15 protein-coding genes and 1 pseudogene are annotated in these 18608 nt (G+C 51.5%); 8 read left to right on the top strand and 8 right to left on the bottom strand.

The window, feature by feature from the left end:
* Positions 1 to 283: 283 nt before the first annotated feature.
* The gene (gene ltaE, locus ACMHXH_RS00790; RefSeq protein WP_071476819.1) at positions 284 to 1300 is read left to right on the top strand and encodes a low-specificity L-threonine aldolase; all 1017 of its coding nucleotides are present in this window, start codon (positions 284 to 286) and stop codon (positions 1298 to 1300) included.
* 166 nt (positions 1301 to 1466) lie between these two features.
* Entirely contained in the window at positions 1467 to 1835 is a 369-nt protein-coding gene (locus ACMHXH_RS00785) for an acyl-CoA thioesterase (RefSeq protein ID WP_025009448.1), read from the top strand.
* 91 nt (positions 1836 to 1926) lie between these two features.
* Here the strand turns inward: ACMHXH_RS00785 and ACMHXH_RS00780 are convergent, their stop codons facing one another.
* From ACMHXH_RS00780 to yegQ, 3 genes are all read right to left on the bottom strand, one after another.
* Positions 1927 to 2124, bottom strand: a complete 198-nt coding sequence (locus ACMHXH_RS00780) for a hypothetical protein (protein ID WP_373297519.1) — start codon at positions 2122 to 2124, stop codon at positions 1927 to 1929.
* Between the two features lie 10 nt (positions 2125 to 2134).
* Positions 2135 to 2386, bottom strand: coding sequence for a YfhL family 4Fe-4S dicluster ferredoxin (locus ACMHXH_RS00775; protein WP_028779037.1), 252 nt, complete (start codon positions 2384 to 2386; stop codon positions 2135 to 2137).
* 269 nt (positions 2387 to 2655) lie between these two features.
* The gene (yegQ, locus tag ACMHXH_RS00770; RefSeq protein WP_039034240.1) at positions 2656 to 4020 is read right to left on the bottom strand and encodes a tRNA 5-hydroxyuridine modification protein YegQ; all 1365 of its coding nucleotides are present in this window, start codon (positions 4018 to 4020) and stop codon (positions 2656 to 2658) included.
* Between the two features lie 430 nt (positions 4021 to 4450).
* Between yegQ and ACMHXH_RS00765 the strand changes: the two genes are divergently transcribed.
* Together ACMHXH_RS00765 and ACMHXH_RS00760 are read left to right on the top strand one after the other, a co-directional pair.
* Entirely contained in the window at positions 4451 to 5293 is an 843-nt protein-coding gene (locus ACMHXH_RS00765; protein ID WP_039034241.1) for an HDOD domain-containing protein, read from the top strand.
* Positions 5294 to 5340: 47 nt separating this feature from the next.
* Positions 5341 to 6834, top strand: a complete 1494-nt coding sequence (locus tag ACMHXH_RS00760; protein ID WP_413737513.1) for a putative bifunctional diguanylate cyclase/phosphodiesterase — start codon at positions 5341 to 5343, stop codon at positions 6832 to 6834.
* An 11-nt stretch (positions 6835 to 6845) separates the two neighbouring features.
* Here the strand turns inward: ACMHXH_RS00760 and ACMHXH_RS00755 are convergent, their stop codons facing one another.
* Together ACMHXH_RS00755 and ACMHXH_RS00750 are read right to left on the bottom strand one after the other, a co-directional pair.
* Positions 6846 to 7271: a thioesterase family protein gene (locus tag ACMHXH_RS00755; protein WP_101095192.1), complete on the bottom strand. Its 426-nt coding sequence runs from the start codon at positions 7269 to 7271 to the stop codon at positions 6846 to 6848.
* Positions 7272 to 7333: 62 nt separating this feature from the next.
* Positions 7334 to 8080, bottom strand: a complete 747-nt coding sequence (locus ACMHXH_RS00750) for a substrate-binding periplasmic protein (protein ID WP_052248088.1) — start codon at positions 8078 to 8080, stop codon at positions 7334 to 7336.
* A 189-nt stretch (positions 8081 to 8269) separates the two neighbouring features.
* Between ACMHXH_RS00750 and ACMHXH_RS00745 the strand changes: the two genes are divergently transcribed.
* Together ACMHXH_RS00745 and ACMHXH_RS00740 are read left to right on the top strand one after the other, a co-directional pair.
* A complete protein-coding gene (locus ACMHXH_RS00745) occupies positions 8270 to 8695 on the top strand; it encodes an OsmC family protein (RefSeq protein ID WP_039034245.1) in 426 nt (141 codons plus the stop codon).
* A 208-nt stretch (positions 8696 to 8903) separates the two neighbouring features.
* Positions 8904 to 9257, top strand: a complete 354-nt coding sequence (locus ACMHXH_RS00740) for a DUF1428 domain-containing protein (protein WP_039034246.1) — start codon at positions 8904 to 8906, stop codon at positions 9255 to 9257.
* Between the two features lie 83 nt (positions 9258 to 9340).
* Here ACMHXH_RS00740 and ACMHXH_RS00735 read toward each other — a convergent pair whose 3' ends face one another.
* Complete coding sequence (locus ACMHXH_RS00735) at positions 9341 to 12460, bottom strand: multidrug efflux RND transporter permease subunit (protein WP_413737501.1); 3120 nt, start codon at positions 12458 to 12460, stop codon at positions 9341 to 9343.
* Positions 12460 to 13551: an efflux RND transporter periplasmic adaptor subunit gene (locus ACMHXH_RS00730; RefSeq protein ID WP_071476814.1), complete on the bottom strand. Its 1092-nt coding sequence runs from the start codon at positions 13549 to 13551 to the stop codon at positions 12460 to 12462. Before ACMHXH_RS00730 ends, ACMHXH_RS00735 begins: the two co-directional genes overlap by 1 nt.
* 524 nt (positions 13552 to 14075) lie before the next feature.
* Here ACMHXH_RS00730 and ACMHXH_RS00725 point away from each other — a divergent pair.
* Positions 14076 to 17663, top strand: a complete 3588-nt coding sequence (locus ACMHXH_RS00725; protein ID WP_335912421.1) for a PilC/PilY family type IV pilus protein — start codon at positions 14076 to 14078, stop codon at positions 17661 to 17663.
* A 10-nt stretch (positions 17664 to 17673) separates the two neighbouring features.
* Entirely contained in the window at positions 17674 to 17988 is a 315-nt protein-coding gene (locus tag ACMHXH_RS00720) for a TapY2 family type IVa secretion system protein (protein ID WP_039034255.1), read from the top strand.
* A gap of 66 nt (positions 17989 to 18054) precedes the next feature.
* Here the strand turns inward: ACMHXH_RS00720 and tnpA are convergent.
* Positions 18055 to 18489, bottom strand: a pseudogene (tnpA, locus tag ACMHXH_RS00715) (IS200/IS605 family transposase).
* Positions 18490 to 18608: the final 119 nt, after the last annotated feature.

Raw genomic sequence — 18608 nt, 5'->3', positions numbered from 1 at the left:
TTGGATTAGTTTTATTTATGTTTTATTTGATTTGTTTAGATTCTTGTTTTTTAGTTTTATGATTTTAAATGGTTTTGTATTTTTTGTGCATGAGGATTACTGATTGATTTTTATCTTTGTCTTGCTGTCGGTTTGTTTGGGTTTATTGTTGCTCCCAATTAGGTGAAAACTCCAGTTATTCCGCTTTGCGCTCCTGGCGCTGTACAGTCAAGCCGAGCAGCGCTAGAGTGTTTTGGCCTCATGTATCTTAATGTGGGGCAACTGGATGTGATATGGGGGATAGATGATAGATTTCAGAAGCGATACCGTGACTCAACCTACTGCTGCGATGCGTCAGGCCATGGCGGCCGCGCAGGTGGGCGATGATGTTTACGGCGATGATCCTACGGTAAATCGCCTCGAAGCTATGGCCGCCGAGATGTTCGGCTTTGACAGTGCCTTGTTTACCAGCTCGGGCACTCAGGCCAACCTGTTGGCACTCATGTCCCACTGCGAGCGGGGCGATGAATATCTGTGTGGTCAACAAGCCCACAATTATAAGTTTGAAGGCGGTGGCGCGGCCGTGTTAGGCAGTATTCAGCCTCAACCACTGAATAATCAGGCCGATGGCAGCATAGCGCTTGAAGATATTCGCGCTGCCATCAAACCCGATGATTTTCACTTTGCCCGCACCCGTCTATTAAGCCTGGAAAACACCATAGGCGGAAAGATATTGCCGCAGGAGTACCTGGCCAAGGCGCAGCAGCTGGCCTTCAATCACGGTTTGAAAATCCATCTCGATGGCGCCAGGGTGGCCAATGCGGCTGTGGCGCAGGGGTTGGAGATAGCCGATATAACCCAGTATTTCGACTCGGTATCCATCTGTCTATCCAAGGGGTTGGCGGCACCGGTTGGCTCTTTATTACTCGGGGATGAGCGGCTTATTCACAAGGCGCGTCGCTGGCGCAAGATGCTGGGTGGCGGAATGCGCCAGGCCGGGATCCTGGCTGCTGCCGCTGAGTTGGCCTTGACTGAGCAGGTGGCGCGCTTGGCGGAAGATCACGCCAATGCCAAGGCTTTGGCCGAAGGTTTGAGTCAGTTGGATGAGCTGGCACTGGATATGAGCCAGGTACAAACTAATATGGTGTTTGCCACTTTGGCCGATGAAGTGGATATTGAAGCTCTGGTCAAAGGCTTGTTGCAGGAAGGAGTGCGTATCAGCGGCGCTCGGCAACTACGCTTGGTGACGCACAAAGATATCAGCGCCGCCGATATCGACAAGACTCTGCAGGCCTTCAAGCGGGTGCTCAGTCAGGTTTGAGCATGGTCCATTACGGTGCAGCAGGAGTTATCCTGGTGCACCGTAATGGCATTTATGAGCATAAGTGTGTTGTAACTTATTGAATTATATTGATTGAATGTTTGGCGTCCAATTTGCTTTAGTTCAAGTGAGAATTCCAATCACAGGTGAATGCGAGGACGCAAACATGAAATACTACAGTCGGCGTTTGGTTAAACACGAACATCTCAACCCGGCGGGAGCCTTGTTCGGTGGACAGTTGATGAGCTGGATTGATGAGGAAGCCGCCATCTTCGCCGCATGCCAGATGAAGAGTGTCAGCCATGTGACCAAGCTTATCTCGGAAATCAACTTTATGACCCCGGCCAAGCTTGGGGATGTGATTGAGTTTGGCCTCGAGCTTATCAGCCTGGGACATACTTCCATCACTATTCGCTGCGAAGTGCGCAATAAATTGAATCTGGCGCCTATTGTCAGCATTGACAAGATGGTCTTCGTTAATGTGAATGAAGCCGGTTTGCCCGTGCCTCACGGTATGAGGGCCAATGCCGCCTGATAACTCTGATGTTTGAATGTGCTTGCCAACCGGGCAGAACTTTGCCCTGTTGGCTGGCGAGAAAGGGCTTGAACTTCTTGGACGTGATGGCTCAGTCTTTCAATTCTTCCTTGACCGATTTGGCGGCATCACGGGAGGCGTGGCCGATTTCACGGGTCACATCCCGGGTGGTGTGGCCTATCTCCTTGGTCACGTCTCTGGTGGTGTGGCCTATGGTTCGGCCGGTTTCCTTGAGCTCGGCACAGGCGCCAAGACTGAGTAATGCAGCAATAAGCAGTAATGTTTTCATCATTTTATCCTTATAGCTTGCCGGTCAGTTGAGCGTATTTTACCAGCAATTCGTCTTGGGTTTCCTGATGTTCGGGATCCTTGTCGATACAGTCTATAGGGCAAACAGAAACACAGGTTGGGTTGTCGTAGTGGCCAACACATTCGGTGCAGCGCGCCGGATCTATCTCATAGATCTCTTCCCCCATAGTAATGGCTTGGTTGGGGCACTCGGGCTCACACATGTCGCAGTTAATGCAGCTGTCATCAATGATTAAGGCCATTGCCTTGTATTACCTCGGAATTACTTATCCTGCCGAGCAGGTTTTCGGTCAACGCTTGGCGCACAAAACAGTAGCAGGTGCAGCCCAAACTAAGTCATAGCACAGATTTTATCACAGGGGGAGCACCTCTGTCGGCAGCACTATTATTGATAACCAGCACGCATGACTACAACGGGATTGTTATAGAGCACTATGACTTGCGTAAAACGAAAGACTGCCTGAAGGCAGCCTTTCGAGTAAGGTTGGGAATATACTCAGGAAGACAGGACTCACTTGGTTGCGGCGTGGGGATTGCGGGTGTCCATCCCCTCCGGCAAGTTACGCAGCAAGATGGCTGAGTCCAGTTCCAAATCGGCCGGTACCGGCATGTAGACGGTATGGCCCGAACCTAAACCTGCCTCAATGGCTTCACCCTTACGGTTTTGCAAGCTTTCCAATATCAGGTTGATGTTGCCCTGCGGCGTCATCATCTCCAGGCTGTCACCCAGCAAAAACTTGTTCTTCACTTCGATTTCGGCCAGGCCTTCGGCGTTACGCTTACCGGTAAACTCACCGACAAACTGCTGGTTGTCACTGATAGAGTGGCCGTATTCATAGTTCTGGTACTCATCGTGAACGTGACGCCGCAGGAAGCCCTCGGTGTAGCCTCTGTGGGCCAAGCCTTCCAAGCGATTCATTAAGCTGCGGTCGAAGTCTTTTCCGGCTGCGGCATCGTCTATGGCCTGACGGTAAAGCTGCGCCGTGCGGGCCACGTAGTAGAAGGACTTGGTGCGGCCTTCAATCTTCAATGAATCCACGCCGATACGGCTCAGGCGCTCCACATGCTGAATGGCGCGCAGATCTTTGGAGTTCATTATGTAGGTGCCGTGCTCGTCTTCGAAGGCCGGCATATATTCGCCGGGACGGTTGGCTTCCTGCAGCAGGAAAATCTGATCGCTGCTAGGGCCCTGGCCCAAAGTCGGCTGCTCTATCTGCACCGGGTTGACTGCGACTATGTCGCCGGTTTCATTTTCCTTGGCCTCGTGGGCATCATACTTCCAGCGGCAAGCATTGGTGCAGGTGCCTTGGTTGGGATCGCGCTTATTGATATAGCCGGACAACAGGCAACGGCCGGAATAGGCCATACACAGTGCGCCGTGAACAAACACTTCCAGCTCTATGTCCGGGCAACGCTGACGGATCTCTTCAATTTCATCCAGTGATAGCTCGCGGGAGAGGATCACGCGCTTGATCCCTTGAGACTGCCAGAATTTAACCGAGGCCCAGTTGATGGCGTTGGCCTGTACTGAAAGGTGTACAACCTGTTCGGGAAAGGCTTCACGAACCATCATGATGAGACCGGGATCTGACATGATGAGGGCATCCGGCTGCATAGCAACCACTGGCTCCATATCCTTGATATAGGTCTTGAGTTTGGCATTGTGGGGAGCGATATTGCTGACCACATAGAGCTTTTTACCCAGAGCATGGGCTTCCTGAATGCCTGTAGCCAGATTTTCCATCTTAAAGTCGTTGTTACGTACCCTTAAGCTGTATCTGGGTTGGCCCGCATATACGGCGTCTGCACCATAGGCAAAGGCATAACGCATATTTTTCAGGGTCCCGGCGGGAGACAGAAGCTCTGGTTTAAACATAATTTACTCTCAATTAACGGCAGTCCGGCGGTTGCGCGACTTGGCAGCAGGGGCGGCATTTTACTTAATAAAAGTGGGGCTATGCAAACATCGCAAGATAAGTGTTTTAGTAAAGGATGTTGATTATAGCATTTCGGAGCAGCAGTTCATCTCGCCGGGGAATATCTGCTAAGGGGTATTTTATTCTATAAATCAATATTCCCCCCACAGCGTCGTCGGCTTGGTGATACTCTCCGCCACGGTTTGGCACAAATCCTAGAGATAACTTATTACCTAAATAAATTAGTATTAATCTGTGACCTACTGTCGATTTCAGGTGTTGGCTTTAAACGAATTGATATCATTTGACGCTTTTTTACGCTCGCGGCCACCTGGGTTACTGATATACTGAGTCACAGTATTTGAACAGTTTTTTTACATTGGAGAGTGCATGTCTACCGAACATCAACTCTTGGTTGGTTTGTTGCGGAAACTCAAGAACGATACCCTGGTGCTGCCAACCTTGCCGGAAGTAGCCATGCGGGTGCAGGAAGTCGTCAGTCGTCCCGATTCAAGCTTGAGGGAAGTTGCCGATATCATAGGTCAGGATGCCGCCATATCGGCGCGTATGATCAAGGTAGCCAACAGTGCTTTCTACAGCCGGGGGATCCCGGCGGAAAACATCAACAGCGCGGTGACCCGTATAGGTTTGGCGCAGATAAAATCTATCGCTACCTCTATCGCCATGGAGCAGTTGTTTATCTCCACCAACGAGATGGTGTGGGAGGTCATGGACGAAGTGTGGCGCACTTCAATAGATGTTACTGCTGCGGCCGGAGCCATGTTACTTATCTATAACAAGACCCATCCGGGTAGCGGCCTGAATTATGATACTTTGACCCTGGCCGGGTTGGTGCACAATATCGGTGCCTTGCCGGTACTGACCGAGGCCGAGGCTCACCCAGAGCTTTTTGGCAGTATAGATCAGCTAAGAGCTTTGGTGCGCAAGATGCAAGGGCCGATAGGGAGAGCGGTACTCAAGAGCTGGGACTTTGCCCCGGATGTGATGGAAGTGGTCGAACGTTGGGCTGATCTGCCCTATCTGCCGGATCATGTGACTTACCTGGATTTTATTCGCTCGGCGGCTTTTTATACCGGTGAGTTACGAGCCGGCGCCGAGCTTGAACAGCGTTTGGAAGTCTTTGTCGACAGAGGCTTACCCGTCAGTGCCGAACTACTTGGCTGTGATGAGTTTTTGGACAAATATCACTCAATCAAGCAAAGCTATGAGTAAAAGTTAAAATAATTCATTTCGATCATTAACGGGAGAATACCGCTTTGATGATAGGCCCATGGTTGCTTTCTATCGCGTTAATTACTGTGTTTATTCTCCTTTTGTGGCGCCGCCAGCGTCAAAAAGAGCGGCGTTTTATCAAACAGCTCGGCAAACAACTCGACAATCAGATAAAAGCCCGCGCGCCACTCGATCTCCCTTGGGTGCCGGTCGCTTTTTATGATTTGGTTAATAGCCTGGAAAAGTTGCTGCAGGCGCTTCCGCCACCTGTGGGGAAAGATAAACTCACAGGCCTTGCCAATCGGCTAGGGCTCAAGCGCAGCGTGACCGCTTTGATGCCGCTGCAGCAGGGGACTATGGTGCTGCTGGACATCTACCGTTTCCGTTACGTCAACGACCTGTTTGGCTTTGCCTTTGGCGATCAACTGCTCAAGCAGATGGCAGATCGCCTGCTGGGGTTGCAACATGCGCCCAGGTTATTGGCGCGAATGAATGAAGATGAGTTTTTGCTGTACTTTGAGCAACAACAGACAGAGGAGGATCTTCATCGGTTGCGGGGACGGTTACAGGTTCCTTTTGATATTAAAGGTACGCCTTTGAGCCTCCGCATCCAGATGGGCTATCTGGATTTGCATGCGCATCATACCGATCTCAGCTTGATGTTGCGCCGCCTGGATCTGGCGCTGAAAAAAGCCCGTAATAGCCGTGATCTGCTGGCCGGTTATCAGACGGGTGAAGACAGCATTCAAATGCGTGAGTTGGAGATCATCAATAGTCTACCCAAAGCGTTGAAAACCGGTCAGTTGTATCTGGTTTATCAGGCCAAAGAAGAAGTGAGCAGCGGCCTTTGCCGCCAGGTCGAAGCGCTTATTCGCTGGGAACATCCTAAATTCGGCGCCATTTCTCCAGCCGAGTTTATTCCGTTGGCCGAGTATTCCGGCATGATAGGCCTGGTGAGTCATTGGGCGCTTGAGCAAGTGATGTTACAGCAGCGTAAGTGGCGCAGTGGCGGCTTTAAAGTACGAATTGCACTTAACCTATCGGCGCAGGATCTCAACAACGGCTGTATGTTGCAGGAGATTGAACGCCAATTGCAAGAATACCAGTTGCCGGGTGATGTGCTGGCGCTTGAGATCACCGAGAGCAGCTTGATGGCCGACCTTGAGCAGGCGATTAAAATTTTACAACGTTTGCGGCAACTGGATATTCGTCTGGCGATAGATGATTTTGGTACCGGGCACTCGTCATTGGCCTATTTGAAGAATCTGCCGGTAGATGAAGTTAAGATCGATAAGGCGTTCAATGAAGAGCTGCTCAGTAACAGTAATGCCAAGCATATAATGCGCGCCAGTATCCAGATGGCCAAGTCATTGGGTTTTGAGGTTACAGTTGAGGGGGTTGAGTCGATGGCGCTGAAACAGGTGCTAATTTCTATGGGGGCCGACCAACTACAGGGAGATATTATCGCCAAACCCAAAACGGCGCCGGAATTGGAATACTGGTACGCTAAACACAGCATTCATGCCAAGAGCGCAGGCTGAGTTCAAAGGAATTAAATCTGTTGTAGTTGAGCGCCCAATTGTTCAAGCAGCGTTGCCGGCATGGGGCAAAGTTGGCGCTGACGATTCATGCACACCATTTCCACTCGGCCGTTGACTGCTGCTCTGACAGCGTTTTCACGCCAGATCTCTTGCTCCCACACGGTGCGATATTTGCTTTCGAAGGCAAAACGGGTGCGGATATCCAGGATATCGGCAAACTCGACTCCCTCCTGACAAATAAGCTCGGAGCGATAAACGGCAAAGCCCACTCCCTCAGATTGCCACAGGCGTTTTAATTCGTTGGCACCTATGACTTGCTCACGGGCGCGTTCGAAATATTTCAGAAAATTGGGGTGATACACCACGCCGGAAAAGTCCGTATCTTCATAGTAGATCTGCAATTGAAAATGAAACCAAGGGCTGAAGCTGAGCTGCATGCAAATACCTGTAATTGAGTCGCGCCCGGCAGTTTAACACTGTGATAGGCAAAGATGAGCACTCAGAAGCGACCATTGTTGATTATTTGCTGATATTGACCGCTTTGTTTCATCTGTCGCAACCCTTTATCCAATGCCTTGGCCAACGCAGGTGAATCGGCATCCTGTAGTGAGAATGCCAGGAATATTCGGCTCTGATGGTTGGGAAATGCCGGCAGAATCTCCTCTTTCACCCCCATACGTTTGATAACGCCTTCGGCTACCTTGTCGAACATAATGGCGGCATCGATACGATTGAGCAGCAAGAGATTGAGCAGTTGCTCCTGACTGGCAACCTGTACCAGTTGCAACTGTTTGCTCAGCTCGGAAAACTCATCGCCATATTCATAACCCTTGATAACCCCAACGACACTCCCCCTCGGAAGTTGCCATTTGTTTTTGGCACTCAGTGGCCGGTTTTTGTTGTAGTAGAAGGAGGCGTTGGCAATAAACAATGGCTCTTCACCGAACAAAAAAGCCGCCTCAGTACTGCGCTCACGAGTCACATTGAACACTCCTTGAACCTGTCCCTTTCGGGCCATCATCAAGGCTCTGGAGTAGGGCACCACCAAGCTTTCCACTTGGATATGTTCAATAGAAAAAGCCGCGGCTATCAGTTGGTGAGATAAGCCTTGCCCGGTTCTGTCGGCGAAAGGGGGCCAACTGTCTTCGGCGGCGAGTAAGACTTTATTCTGAGGGGTTGCCCTGGTTGACTCGGTAGGTAATATGCAAAGAAAACAAATTAATACAGTTATTATTCCAGATCTCATTCTCGTCCTTGGGTTGAGCGGCCCGGTTATAAAGACTAAAAATAGTACCTGAGTCTTAGTCTTTTCGATAGTCTCAGCGAGACAAGTTTTTGAGTTGTGAGCTTGGCGACATTTACGTTATACGGGTTTGCATTACAATAATTATTAGATTAATCTCATTAAAAATTTTCTAATGGATGAGGTAGTACCATGCCAGAAAAGATCATTGAACTCGAAACCAAAATGGGCAAAGGCTGGAAAGTGACGGCGCAGGTGCGTGAGCATACCTTGGTCATTGACCAAGCTTCCGCCGGTAACGAAGGAGCCAATCCGCTGGAGACTTTCCTGTTTTCTCTGGGGGGCTGTATTTCTGCTATTGCCAGAATGGTAGCCAGAGAGCAGAAAATTGATCTCCGGGGAATGAATATCAAGGTGCGTGGCGAGATGAATTCCGACGGGTTGCTTGGGAAACCCAGTGAGGATCCTGTTGGGTTTCGCCGTATTACCCTGGATGCCGATATTGATGCCGACTTGACGGCAGAACAAAAGCAGCAGTTTCTCGATACTGTCTGCCATCGTTGTCCCGTGCATGACAACCTGTTGAGCGCTTCCAGAGTAGAGCATCAAAGCGTCTGAGGCCTGAAGCTTCAATTGCTCTTGGCTTGAGCACAGCCAATCCTGACCAAGCCCGGGCTAAATAAAATAAAGCGCTGAACCAGGCCTGCTGCGTGAATACTGACAGGCTGACAGATAACCACTGACTCAGACGGCAAAATGCCGTTGCGCCTCCTACACTTGCAAGGGAAGATGCAAGTTCAGGGAGAACAGAGCAAAGGAGGCGAAAATGAGTTATATCGATGTGATGGTCGCTCCGGTTCCAACGGCCAAGAAGCAGCAGTATCTTGAGCATGCACGCAAGGCGGCGGGGCTGTTCAAGTCTCAGGGCGCTTTGGAGCTGGTAGAATGCTGGGGGGATGATGTCCCGGAAGGTAAGCTTACTTCCATGCCTATGGCGGTAAAGCGCCAGGATGACGAGACTGTGGTGGTTTCCTGGATCGTTTGGCCGGACAAGGCTACGCGCGATAGAGGCATGCAGTTCATCATGACAGATCCTTCCGTTCCCGAGACTCTCGGTGATATGCCGTTCGATGGCAAGAGAATGATCTGGGGCGGCTTTGAGATGCTACTCAAGGATTAGTTTTTCTTTGACGCCTCAATAAAACAAGGGATGCCGTTTGGCATCCCTTGTTTTATTGAGGCTCCTTATTGACCCAGACAGAATCAATCTGAACCTGAGCCTATGTTTATCTGCGCCTGCTGCCGGGCGATAGCGGCATTGAGCCTGTCTTTGACATGGCCGGGCGACTTGGTGTTATAGGACAAGAGTCGATACATGGCCGGGATCACCAACAGGGTGACAAAGGTCGCAAACGCCATACCGAAGAACACCACAGTACCCACGGCAATACGGCTCTCAGAGCCGGCACCGGTGGAGAAGATAAGGGGAATCGCGCCGACAATCGCGGTGAAGGAGGTCATCAGGATCGGCCGCAAACGCCGCGCCGAGGCATCGATAACCGCCTGTTCGAAGGCCAGCCCCTTGTCTCGCAGTTGGTTGGCAAATTCGACTATCAGAATACCGTTCTTGGTTACCATGCCTATCAACATGATCATCCCTATCTGGCTATAGAGGTTGAGTCCTTGTTGTGTCAGCCACAGACCAAGGAAGCCGCCGAATACCCCCATGGGGACGGTCAACATCACCACCAGTGGGTTGATAAAGCTTTCGAACTGAGCCGCCAGTACCAGATAAACCACCAAGAGGGCCAAACCGAATACCAGCAGCATGCTGCTCTGGTTTTCCTTGAAGTCTTTCGACTCACCTGTGTAGCTGATACTGATATCACCGGGCAGGGATTCAATCGCCTTGGCGTCGAGGAAATCCAGTGCTTCCCCCAGAGTGGCGCCATCCATGAGGTTAGCCTTGATGGTGATGGATTTTTGTTTATTGGTATGGCTCAGTCGCTGCGGCGAGGCGACTTCTTCGATATGCGCCAGGCTGTCGAGGGTAACCAGCTCGCCCTTGCTGGTACGCATATAGATCTGACTGAGGTCGCTCATGTTGCTGAACTGTTTTTCATCTCCGCGCACGTAGACATCATACTCTTCACCTCTGTCCACATAGGTGGTTTGTTTGCGGCCGCCGAGCATCACCTCCAGGGTTTCCGAAACATCGGCAACACTGACACCAAGCTCTGCCGCCCTTTGTCTGTCAACCGTGACCAGAAGCTCAGGGGTGGTTTCGGCATAATCGAGATCGGCGCCGCGCATCAGGCCGCTGCTGTTGGCCTCCTGTTGCAGCAGTTGTGCCCATTTGAACAGCTCTTTATAGTCGGATCCGCCGATCACAAACTGCACCGGCTCACTGGAGCGGCCACGGAAGCCGGGTAACATGGGACGCACCATCACATCGGGAATATCTTTCAATACCTGGGCTATCATCACCAGCGCCTGCTCGGCGTTGATATCCCTGTCTTTCCAATCCTCGAGCTGCATGATCACAAAACCTGTCTGATCACCGGCGCGGCCACCAAAGGCCGGCGCCTGCACACTGAAGGACTTGAGCACGCCCTGGCCCAGCAGCGGCATCAGCCTGTCCTGTACTATATCCATGTTGGCTGTCATGCGGTTATAGCTGGTGCCTTCGGCGCCCTTGATAAAGGCGAAGATCACCCCGCGGTCTTCCTGTGGTGCCAACTGAGCTGGAATATGGTTTACCAGCAAGGCACTGCCGCCGATACAGGCGAGGATCACCAAGGGCGCCGCAACCTTGTGACGTATGGCAATGGCCACCATGGCGCGATACTTAAGCTCGAGCGCCGCAAAGAAGCGATTCAAGGCGCGGTTGAAGGCGTTGGGTTTGACATTGGCCTTGAGCAACTGGCTGCTGAGTACAGGTGTCAGCGTCAGCGCGACCAGGGATGAGAACAGTACTGATACCGCCAGTAGCACGGAAAACTCGGTGAACAGTAAGCCGACCATGCCTTCCATAAAGGAGATGGGCAGAAATACCATCACCAATACCGCCGTGGTGGCAATAACGGCAAAACCCACTTCGCGGGTGCCCTTGTAGGCGGCCAGCAGCGGATCTTCCCCGCGCTCTATGTGGTGAGAGATATTTTCTACCACCACAATGGCGTCATCCACCACCAGGCCTATGGCCAGGATCAGTGCCATCAGGGTCAGCAGGTTGATGGAAAAGCCCATGAAGTAGGCGGCCATAAAGGCCGAGATCAGCGATACCGGCACAGTCACTGCCGGAATTAGCGTTGCCCGCAGTTGGCCGATAAAAATATACAGCACCAGCAGTACCAGCGCCGCCGTAATATAGAGGGTGTAATACACCTCGTCTATGGCCTGATCGATAAACACGGTCGAGTCGTAGTCCACATACAGCTCGGTACCGGCCGGCAGAAACTTTTGCAGTGCGTCCACCTGCTTGTAAACATCTTTGGCGACATCCAGCGGGTTGGCATCCGATTGCGGCACTATCCCCAGGCTGAGGTTGACTATGCCGTTGCTCTTGAAGGTGGAGTTCTCATTTTCGGCGCCGACAAACACTTCGGCCACATCCTTGAGATAAACCGGCGAGCCGTTTGCGCTGCTGACCTGCAGATAGTCGAACTGTTCAGGACTTAGATAGAGGCGGGCGGTGCGCACCGTCATCACAGTGGTGTCGTTACGCAGCTCGCCGCCGGGGGATTCCATATTCTCCGCCTTGAGGGCTGCAAGGATATCCTGCACAGTGACATTGCGACCGGCCATCTGCTCAGGCTTGAGGCGCACATACATCACCTTGTAGAGGCCACCTGAGATATCCACCGAGCTGACCCCCGTGATCAGGTTGAACTTATCTTCCAGTACCCGGCGGGAATAGTCGGTGAGCTGGGTACGATCCATCTCGCTGGAGCTCAAGTTGACATAGATGGAGGGCTCGCCCGAGCCGTTGTCTTTGGAGACTATCGGGTCGTTGGCCTCTTCCGGCAGCCGGCGCTGCGCCCTGGCCACCGCATCACGGACATCGCTCACCCCTTCGGTGAGGTTCCAGCCCAATTTGAAGGTCACTGTGATCCGCGACATGCCGTTGCGGCTCACCGAGGTGATTTCATCGATACCGCTGATGCCTGTCAGCTCATCCTCAAGGTTTTTGGTGACCTGACTCTCCATGATAGAGGCGCTGGCCCCTTCATAGGTGGTCATCACAGTGACGACCGGGCTCTCCACATCCGGCATTTCCCGCACCGACAGCTTGCTGAAAGACACCAGACCAAAGACACACAAAAGCAGGCTCAGCACTATGGCACTGATCGGCCGTTTGACCGAGACATCGGATAACAACATCAGTGAAGCTCCCCGGTCTGCTGTACTGCTTCGGCGGTCAAGGGCTTGACGCTGGCGCCATCACGAATATTCACCAGCCCCTGCACCACAATGCGATCTCCCAGGCTGACGCCATCTGTGATAAGCACCAGATGTTCGACCCGGGCGCCCAGATGCACTTCGGTTCGGTGGGCTATGTTATTTTCATCTATGCGATAGACATAGCGCTTGGTGCCGGAATACTCCAACGCCTGCACCGGCACTACCGCCTGGTGCAGTGGTGGGAAGGTCAGGGTGGCCGACAGCATCATGCCCGGTCTCAAGCGTTTGTTTGGGTTGTTGAATTCTACCCGCACCCTGACATTGAGGGTATCCGGGTTGACTCTGGGATCTATGGCAATCACCTTGCCCTGAAACAGTTGGCCGTTCCAGGCACTGCTGCTGCCTTGAACCTGCATGCCGACACTCAGTTGCGACAGATAAGACTCGGGTACCTGCAGATCGAGCCGCAACAAGCTCAGATCATCGAGACTCAAGAGTTCGGTTCCCTGGCTCACCAGCTTGCCCTTGCTGAAATCCACCAGGCCCACTGTACCGGAAAAGGGAGCCCGCAGATGGTGGTAGGACAGTTCGGCCCTGGCCGAGGCCAGTCTGGCTTCGGCGATACTGACGCTGGCGCGTTGGGCATCAATTTCTGTCTGGGTAATGGCGTTACGGCCGATCAGTTTTTCATATTCGCCCAACTTACGCCGCTCATCGGCCAGATAAGATTCGGCTTCCATCACCGCCGCTTTGGCCTTGGATTCTTCCAAAACCAGCAAGAGCTCACCCGCCTTCACCTCTTGATTGGAGCGCACCGCGATAGCGTCTATCTTGCCGGCGACTTGAGGCGCTATGGTGACAGAGCGTTCAGCTTCCAGCTTGCCGATCAGAGTCAGGGATTGCGCCAGGGATTGCTCTGTGACTGTGGCGGTAATTACGGGAACGGCGGCTTTGCCCATCCCCATGCCTGAGCCGGGCTTTTTGACGGTATTTTCTGCCGTTGGAGTTAATAGGAGATAGGTGGCCACACAAAGGCCAAGGACCAGGAGTCCGATATAAGGTTTTTTCATTGTGTCCCATCTGATGCCGTTAGAGATCCGCTAGGATCTGATTGCCGCCTATTTTACGGGAGCCTCGAGCATAAAACTGGTAAATCAATGTAAAAAAGCGCAAATTCCGGTGCGAAAATGTGACTGAAAAACTTATCTTGGAAATGTTTGTCATCAGTCGAACTAAGCAAGGTGCGAACAAGTCCCATGTGTGCTCTGCGTCGACTTACAGGCATGGATGTAAGGCGTGGTTCGCAGCAAATGGTCTAGTCCTTTGCAAGAAGCATTCCCTAAGTAAGTACATAAAGTGACCTTAATAGATGAGTCAGATATTTGGCTAAGGTCAATATTGTTTGTTTTTTATGAGGTTTGGTCGACACATTTTGATAATAATGTGAATAAATCTATTTATTTGTTGTTTGCTTGTTTTTTGTCGTGGTAAATAGAAGGCTAAAGAGATAAAAGCCTTATTTTACAGTCTAGTGTGTTGTTTGTCTCTCATCGAAAAGTGGAATAAACACAGGGTGAAATACAAGCTGGTTACCATGAACAAGCAAATATTTATCAGTCCTTATTGGCGTTTTGACGGCAAACAATTCTTAACCTTACTGCTTTCCTGTATTGGCAGTTTTATATTGGTCAGCCCGTTATTGGCCGATGACACAGAGCTCTATGTTTACGAGTCTTCATCGCGTACAGGTGCTCGACCGCAAATGCTGATTATTTTCGATAACTCCGTCAGTATGGGTAATTATGTATACGATGTGGATGAGAGTTATTTCCCCGGCGCAGGTGGTGGCGCCCTTGAGCCCAAGAAAGAGTTTATTTATTTCACCAAAGGAGCACCGGATTCAGATAATATGCCGGTTCCGGGTAAGCAGGATAAAACCTGGCGTTTTCTGCGCAGCAATAACGGCTGTCAAACCTCCTGGGAGTATCTGAATAAATATGGAATTTATACCGGGTTTGTTCGTGAGTACAGTTTCTCCGGGCAAAATGGCACCTGGAAAGAGTTGCCGGAAAATAATGGCGCCAATATCACTCTGGTAGATTGTTTGGAGGATATTCAGGATGAGCGTTATGGCAATGCGGCTGGGATACCCGATGGTTTGCCGCTGGATAGCGTCGGTAACCGCAATCAGGTGATCAGCTACACCCAGGTCAGCAATCGTTCGACCGAAGCGCAGAAGAAGGCGGCCAAGGACGCTGCAGGGCGTACAGGTTTTGGCACTGGCCGCGTGGTAACCCTCTATACAGAAGATTATTTGCGCTGGCATCACAGTGATAAGAAAAAGGTCACCAAGACACGTTTGCAACTGGCTCAGGAAGCGATTCAGAACGTGATTGTGACAACTCCCGGGGTAGATTTGGGGCTGGCCATTTTCAACTTAAACCATGATAGGGAAGGCATGCGCGATGGTGGGCGGATTATCTCCGGGATTAAACCGCAGAGTGCCGACAGTAAAATAGCGCTTATTAAAAGCGTCAATGATATTACCTTCGCCCAGAATACACCCTTGTGTGAAACTCTCTATGAAGCCTATCGATACTTTAGTGGCCAAGGGGTGTATTTCGGTGATGATGATAGTGATTACACTTATTACCGGCGTGATGAATGGGGAAGGCTCAGAGTCGTAGGTTATTATGATTCCGCCAATACCCCGCAGCAGGATATGAGCATTATCAAGAACGGCATTTATGAGTCGCCGTTCAAAAAGTGTCAGAACCAAGCCTATATAGTCTATATCACAGACGGTGAGCCGACGTTGGACAAGGCCGCCGACGGCTTGGTGCAGAGTATGACCGGGGGCAAGGATGCTTATGTGAGCAGTAATCGTCGCCGAAGTTATCTCAGTGCCCTGAGCAGTTGGATGGCCCGTAATGACGTTAACCCCAATATGGCCGGCAAACAGACGGTCAATACTTTTACCATAGGCTTCAGTGAGGGGGCGGCCAGGGCGGAAGCCTTATTGAGAAAGACTGCTGAAAAAGGCGGCGGCCGTTACTTCGATGCCCAGAATGCCAGCAAGCTGCAGTCGGCAATTCAGTTGGTGGTCAATCAAATTCTGGAGAAGAATGCCAGTTTCACCTCGCCCTCAGTGGCCAGCAACAACTTCAACAAGGTACAGACCTTTGACTCTGTGTATTACTCCATGTTCCTGCCCAACAAGGGCCCCCGTTGGCGTGGCAATCTCAAGAAATTCAGGGTGACAGGCACAGGGGATGTGGTAGACAAAAACGGCAATCCGGCCATTGCCGACAATGGCAATATCAATACTTCGGCCTGCTCTTTCTGGAGTTCTCAGGCCGTTTGCAACGCCGGTGGTGATGGCGACGATGTCACCAAAGGTGGGGTGGCCGAGGCCCTCTATAACCAAAAGCAGCGCACTTTCTACGGCAATTTTGCTGCCAAAGGTGGTTTGTCGCCCCTGACCAAGGTCGCGGCCAGCAGTTACGCCGGCGGCGAGGCCAAGCTGGCGCAGCATATGGGAGTAGATAAAAGCCAACTGCAGGATCTGTTCGACTGGGTTATCGGCAAGGATATTGACGATGACAACCAGAATAACAGCCACAGCGATAAGCGCCGTGACCTTCTTGGCGACCCCTTGCATTCCAAACCTTTGGCGATAGATTTCGGTTCGTCCGCAAAGAACCCGGATATCCGTATTCTGCTGGGCAGTAACCACGGCATGCTGCATATGTTTCAGGACAAAGGGGACTCGGTCAATGAGAGCTGGGCCTTTATGCCCTGGGAGTTTTTACCCAATCTGGCAACGCTCAGGGCCAACGTACCTTCCGGCGTGCATTCGGTTTATGGTTTTGATGGCTCACCCGCAGCTTATATCAAGCGCAGCGGCAACAAGATGGAGAAGGCCTGGGTATTTATGGGGCTGCGGCGTGGCGGCCGTGGTTACTACGCCATGGATGTGACCAATCCGGATAAGCCTAGTCTGATGTGGCATATCAGCGCAGACTCGGCCGGCATGAGTGAGTTGGGGCAAAGCTGGGCCAAGCCTGTGGTGACCACCATTCCAGGTCAGGGTGACAAGCCGGTACTCATCTTTGGAGCAGGGTACTCTCCGGCCAAGGATACTCTTGAGGTCGGTGGCGCCGATAGCCAGGGCCGCGGGGTGTTCATTCTGGATGCCGAAACCGGCAAGTTACTCCACAGATTTGGCCCCGGCGGTGATACGCCAATGCCGGGGCTGAGGGACAGCATTCCCAATTCGGTCGCGATTCTTGACAGCAATGGTGATGGCGTTACTGACCGTATCTATGCCACAGATACCGGGGCCAATGTTTGGCGACTGGATATGGCTGGTGCCGACAGCAAACAATGGAGTGCCTTCAAGTTTGCTTCTCTTGGCGGCAGCACAGAAAATACCGACAGGCGCTTCTTTGCTGCCCCTGTGGTGGCGCAAACCATGTTTGGCAATCTGAGCGAGAACCGTGTCACGGTCAATGGCCAGTCAAAGATGGTGATTTCGGCGCAGCAAGTCCCTTACGATGCCGTGGTGGTCGGCTCCGGACTCAGGCCATCTCCATCGAACACCAGTCGCTCGGATATCTTCTTTGTTCTGCAGGACAGAAATACCCTCAGTCAGAGTTTCAAGGGCAAGGCAGTGCCTCAGGCACTGACGTTGGCGGATCTTTACGATGTGACGGCCAAGGCACCGGCTTCAGAGAAAGAGCACATCGCTTTTGGCCGTAAGCGTGGTTGGTATTACGACTTTACCCGCAATGGTGAAAAAAGCCTTGCCGATGCCAGTATCATCAAAGGGCGGGTTTTCTTTACCTCCTATGTGCCTGGCTCGCAGACTTCCAGCAACCAGTGTTTGGTTGCCGGGCAGGGCTACCTCTATGGCTTTGATCTGCACAAGGGCACCCGCAGTTTCACAAAAACCTATCTGGAGATGGGGGAGAGTGTTCCGGATACACCGCAGTTGGTTGTGCCGCCCAATATCAGCAGTGATGGTACTGTGGCCGATAGCTATATGTATTTGATAGGCATTGGCAATGCCGGCGAAAAGATGGAGAAGGTGATGCCGGATCCCGGCTGCCCACCCGGCGATCACAAGTGTGTCGGCGGCGGCCCGGCCACTAACAAAATCTATTACTATCAGGCCAATTGAGGAGCGGATGATGAATAAGCTGATATTGCCTTTGGCCATACTCTTGAGCCTGCCTCTGGCTGCTGCACAGCCCAAGGGGCAACGTCAGGACTATAAGTGCCTGGTGGAAACAACAAGAGCGGCGCAGGAGATTATTCGGGTCTCTTGGGATCCGGCCAAGGCCGAGCTCTACCAGCGGCAGATGCCGGGAATGAAGCTGGAGCGGATAGGTAACCGCGGCAAACGCCATTATGTGCGTGAAGTGTTTGAGTGTGTGCCCAGAGAGCAGGCGTTTCGCTCGGACAGTGGCAGGCAGTTGGACGATTCTGAAGCCGGCCTGGGTTAAAGGAAGTAAAGAATCCACCTTCTGAAGAAGGTGGCTTTGTATATGCCCCCTCAAAGGGGGCGTTGTTTACTCCAGCGTTAACTGAGTTTGCTCCTGCTTTTCTTCTTTCTCTTGATGCCGGACATAACGCCTTATTATCTCTTCATTTATTCCAACCGTATCGACAAAGTATCCTCGCTGCCAAAAATGGTTACCCCACATTTTGTTCTTCCTCAAGTATGGATATTTACTAAATAGTTTTAGTGCTATTTTGCCTTTGAGCGCTCCCATCAGTCTTGATATCGATAACTTTGGCGGAACTTTTATAACTAAATGAACATGGTCTACCTGAACATTTAACTCTACTACTTTGCACCCAAGTTACTCACTGTAAACGTGAATACAGCGGTAAACCTCCTTACCTACTTTGTTTTTGAGAATCCTAAAACGGTACTTTGGAGTCCAAACTATATGATATTGACATCGCCAATACACATGCGATGCTTGCTCGTATCTACTCATGCTTTTTGTCCTTTGACTTCGCTAAAAATCAAAAGAGCAATTAGCATGGGTAGCCTTTACAGGCCAAGCCTAAATTGATGATAACCACCTACTGAAGTAGGTGGTTTAGGGGCTGAAAA

Origin of the sequence: Shewanella sp. BJSY2023SW001 (genome assembly GCF_047314685.1) — a bacterium.
Classification (GTDB): Bacteria; Pseudomonadota; Gammaproteobacteria; order Enterobacterales; family Shewanellaceae; genus Shewanella; species Shewanella indica.
This window is presented reverse-complemented; position numbering and strand designations above follow the sequence as displayed.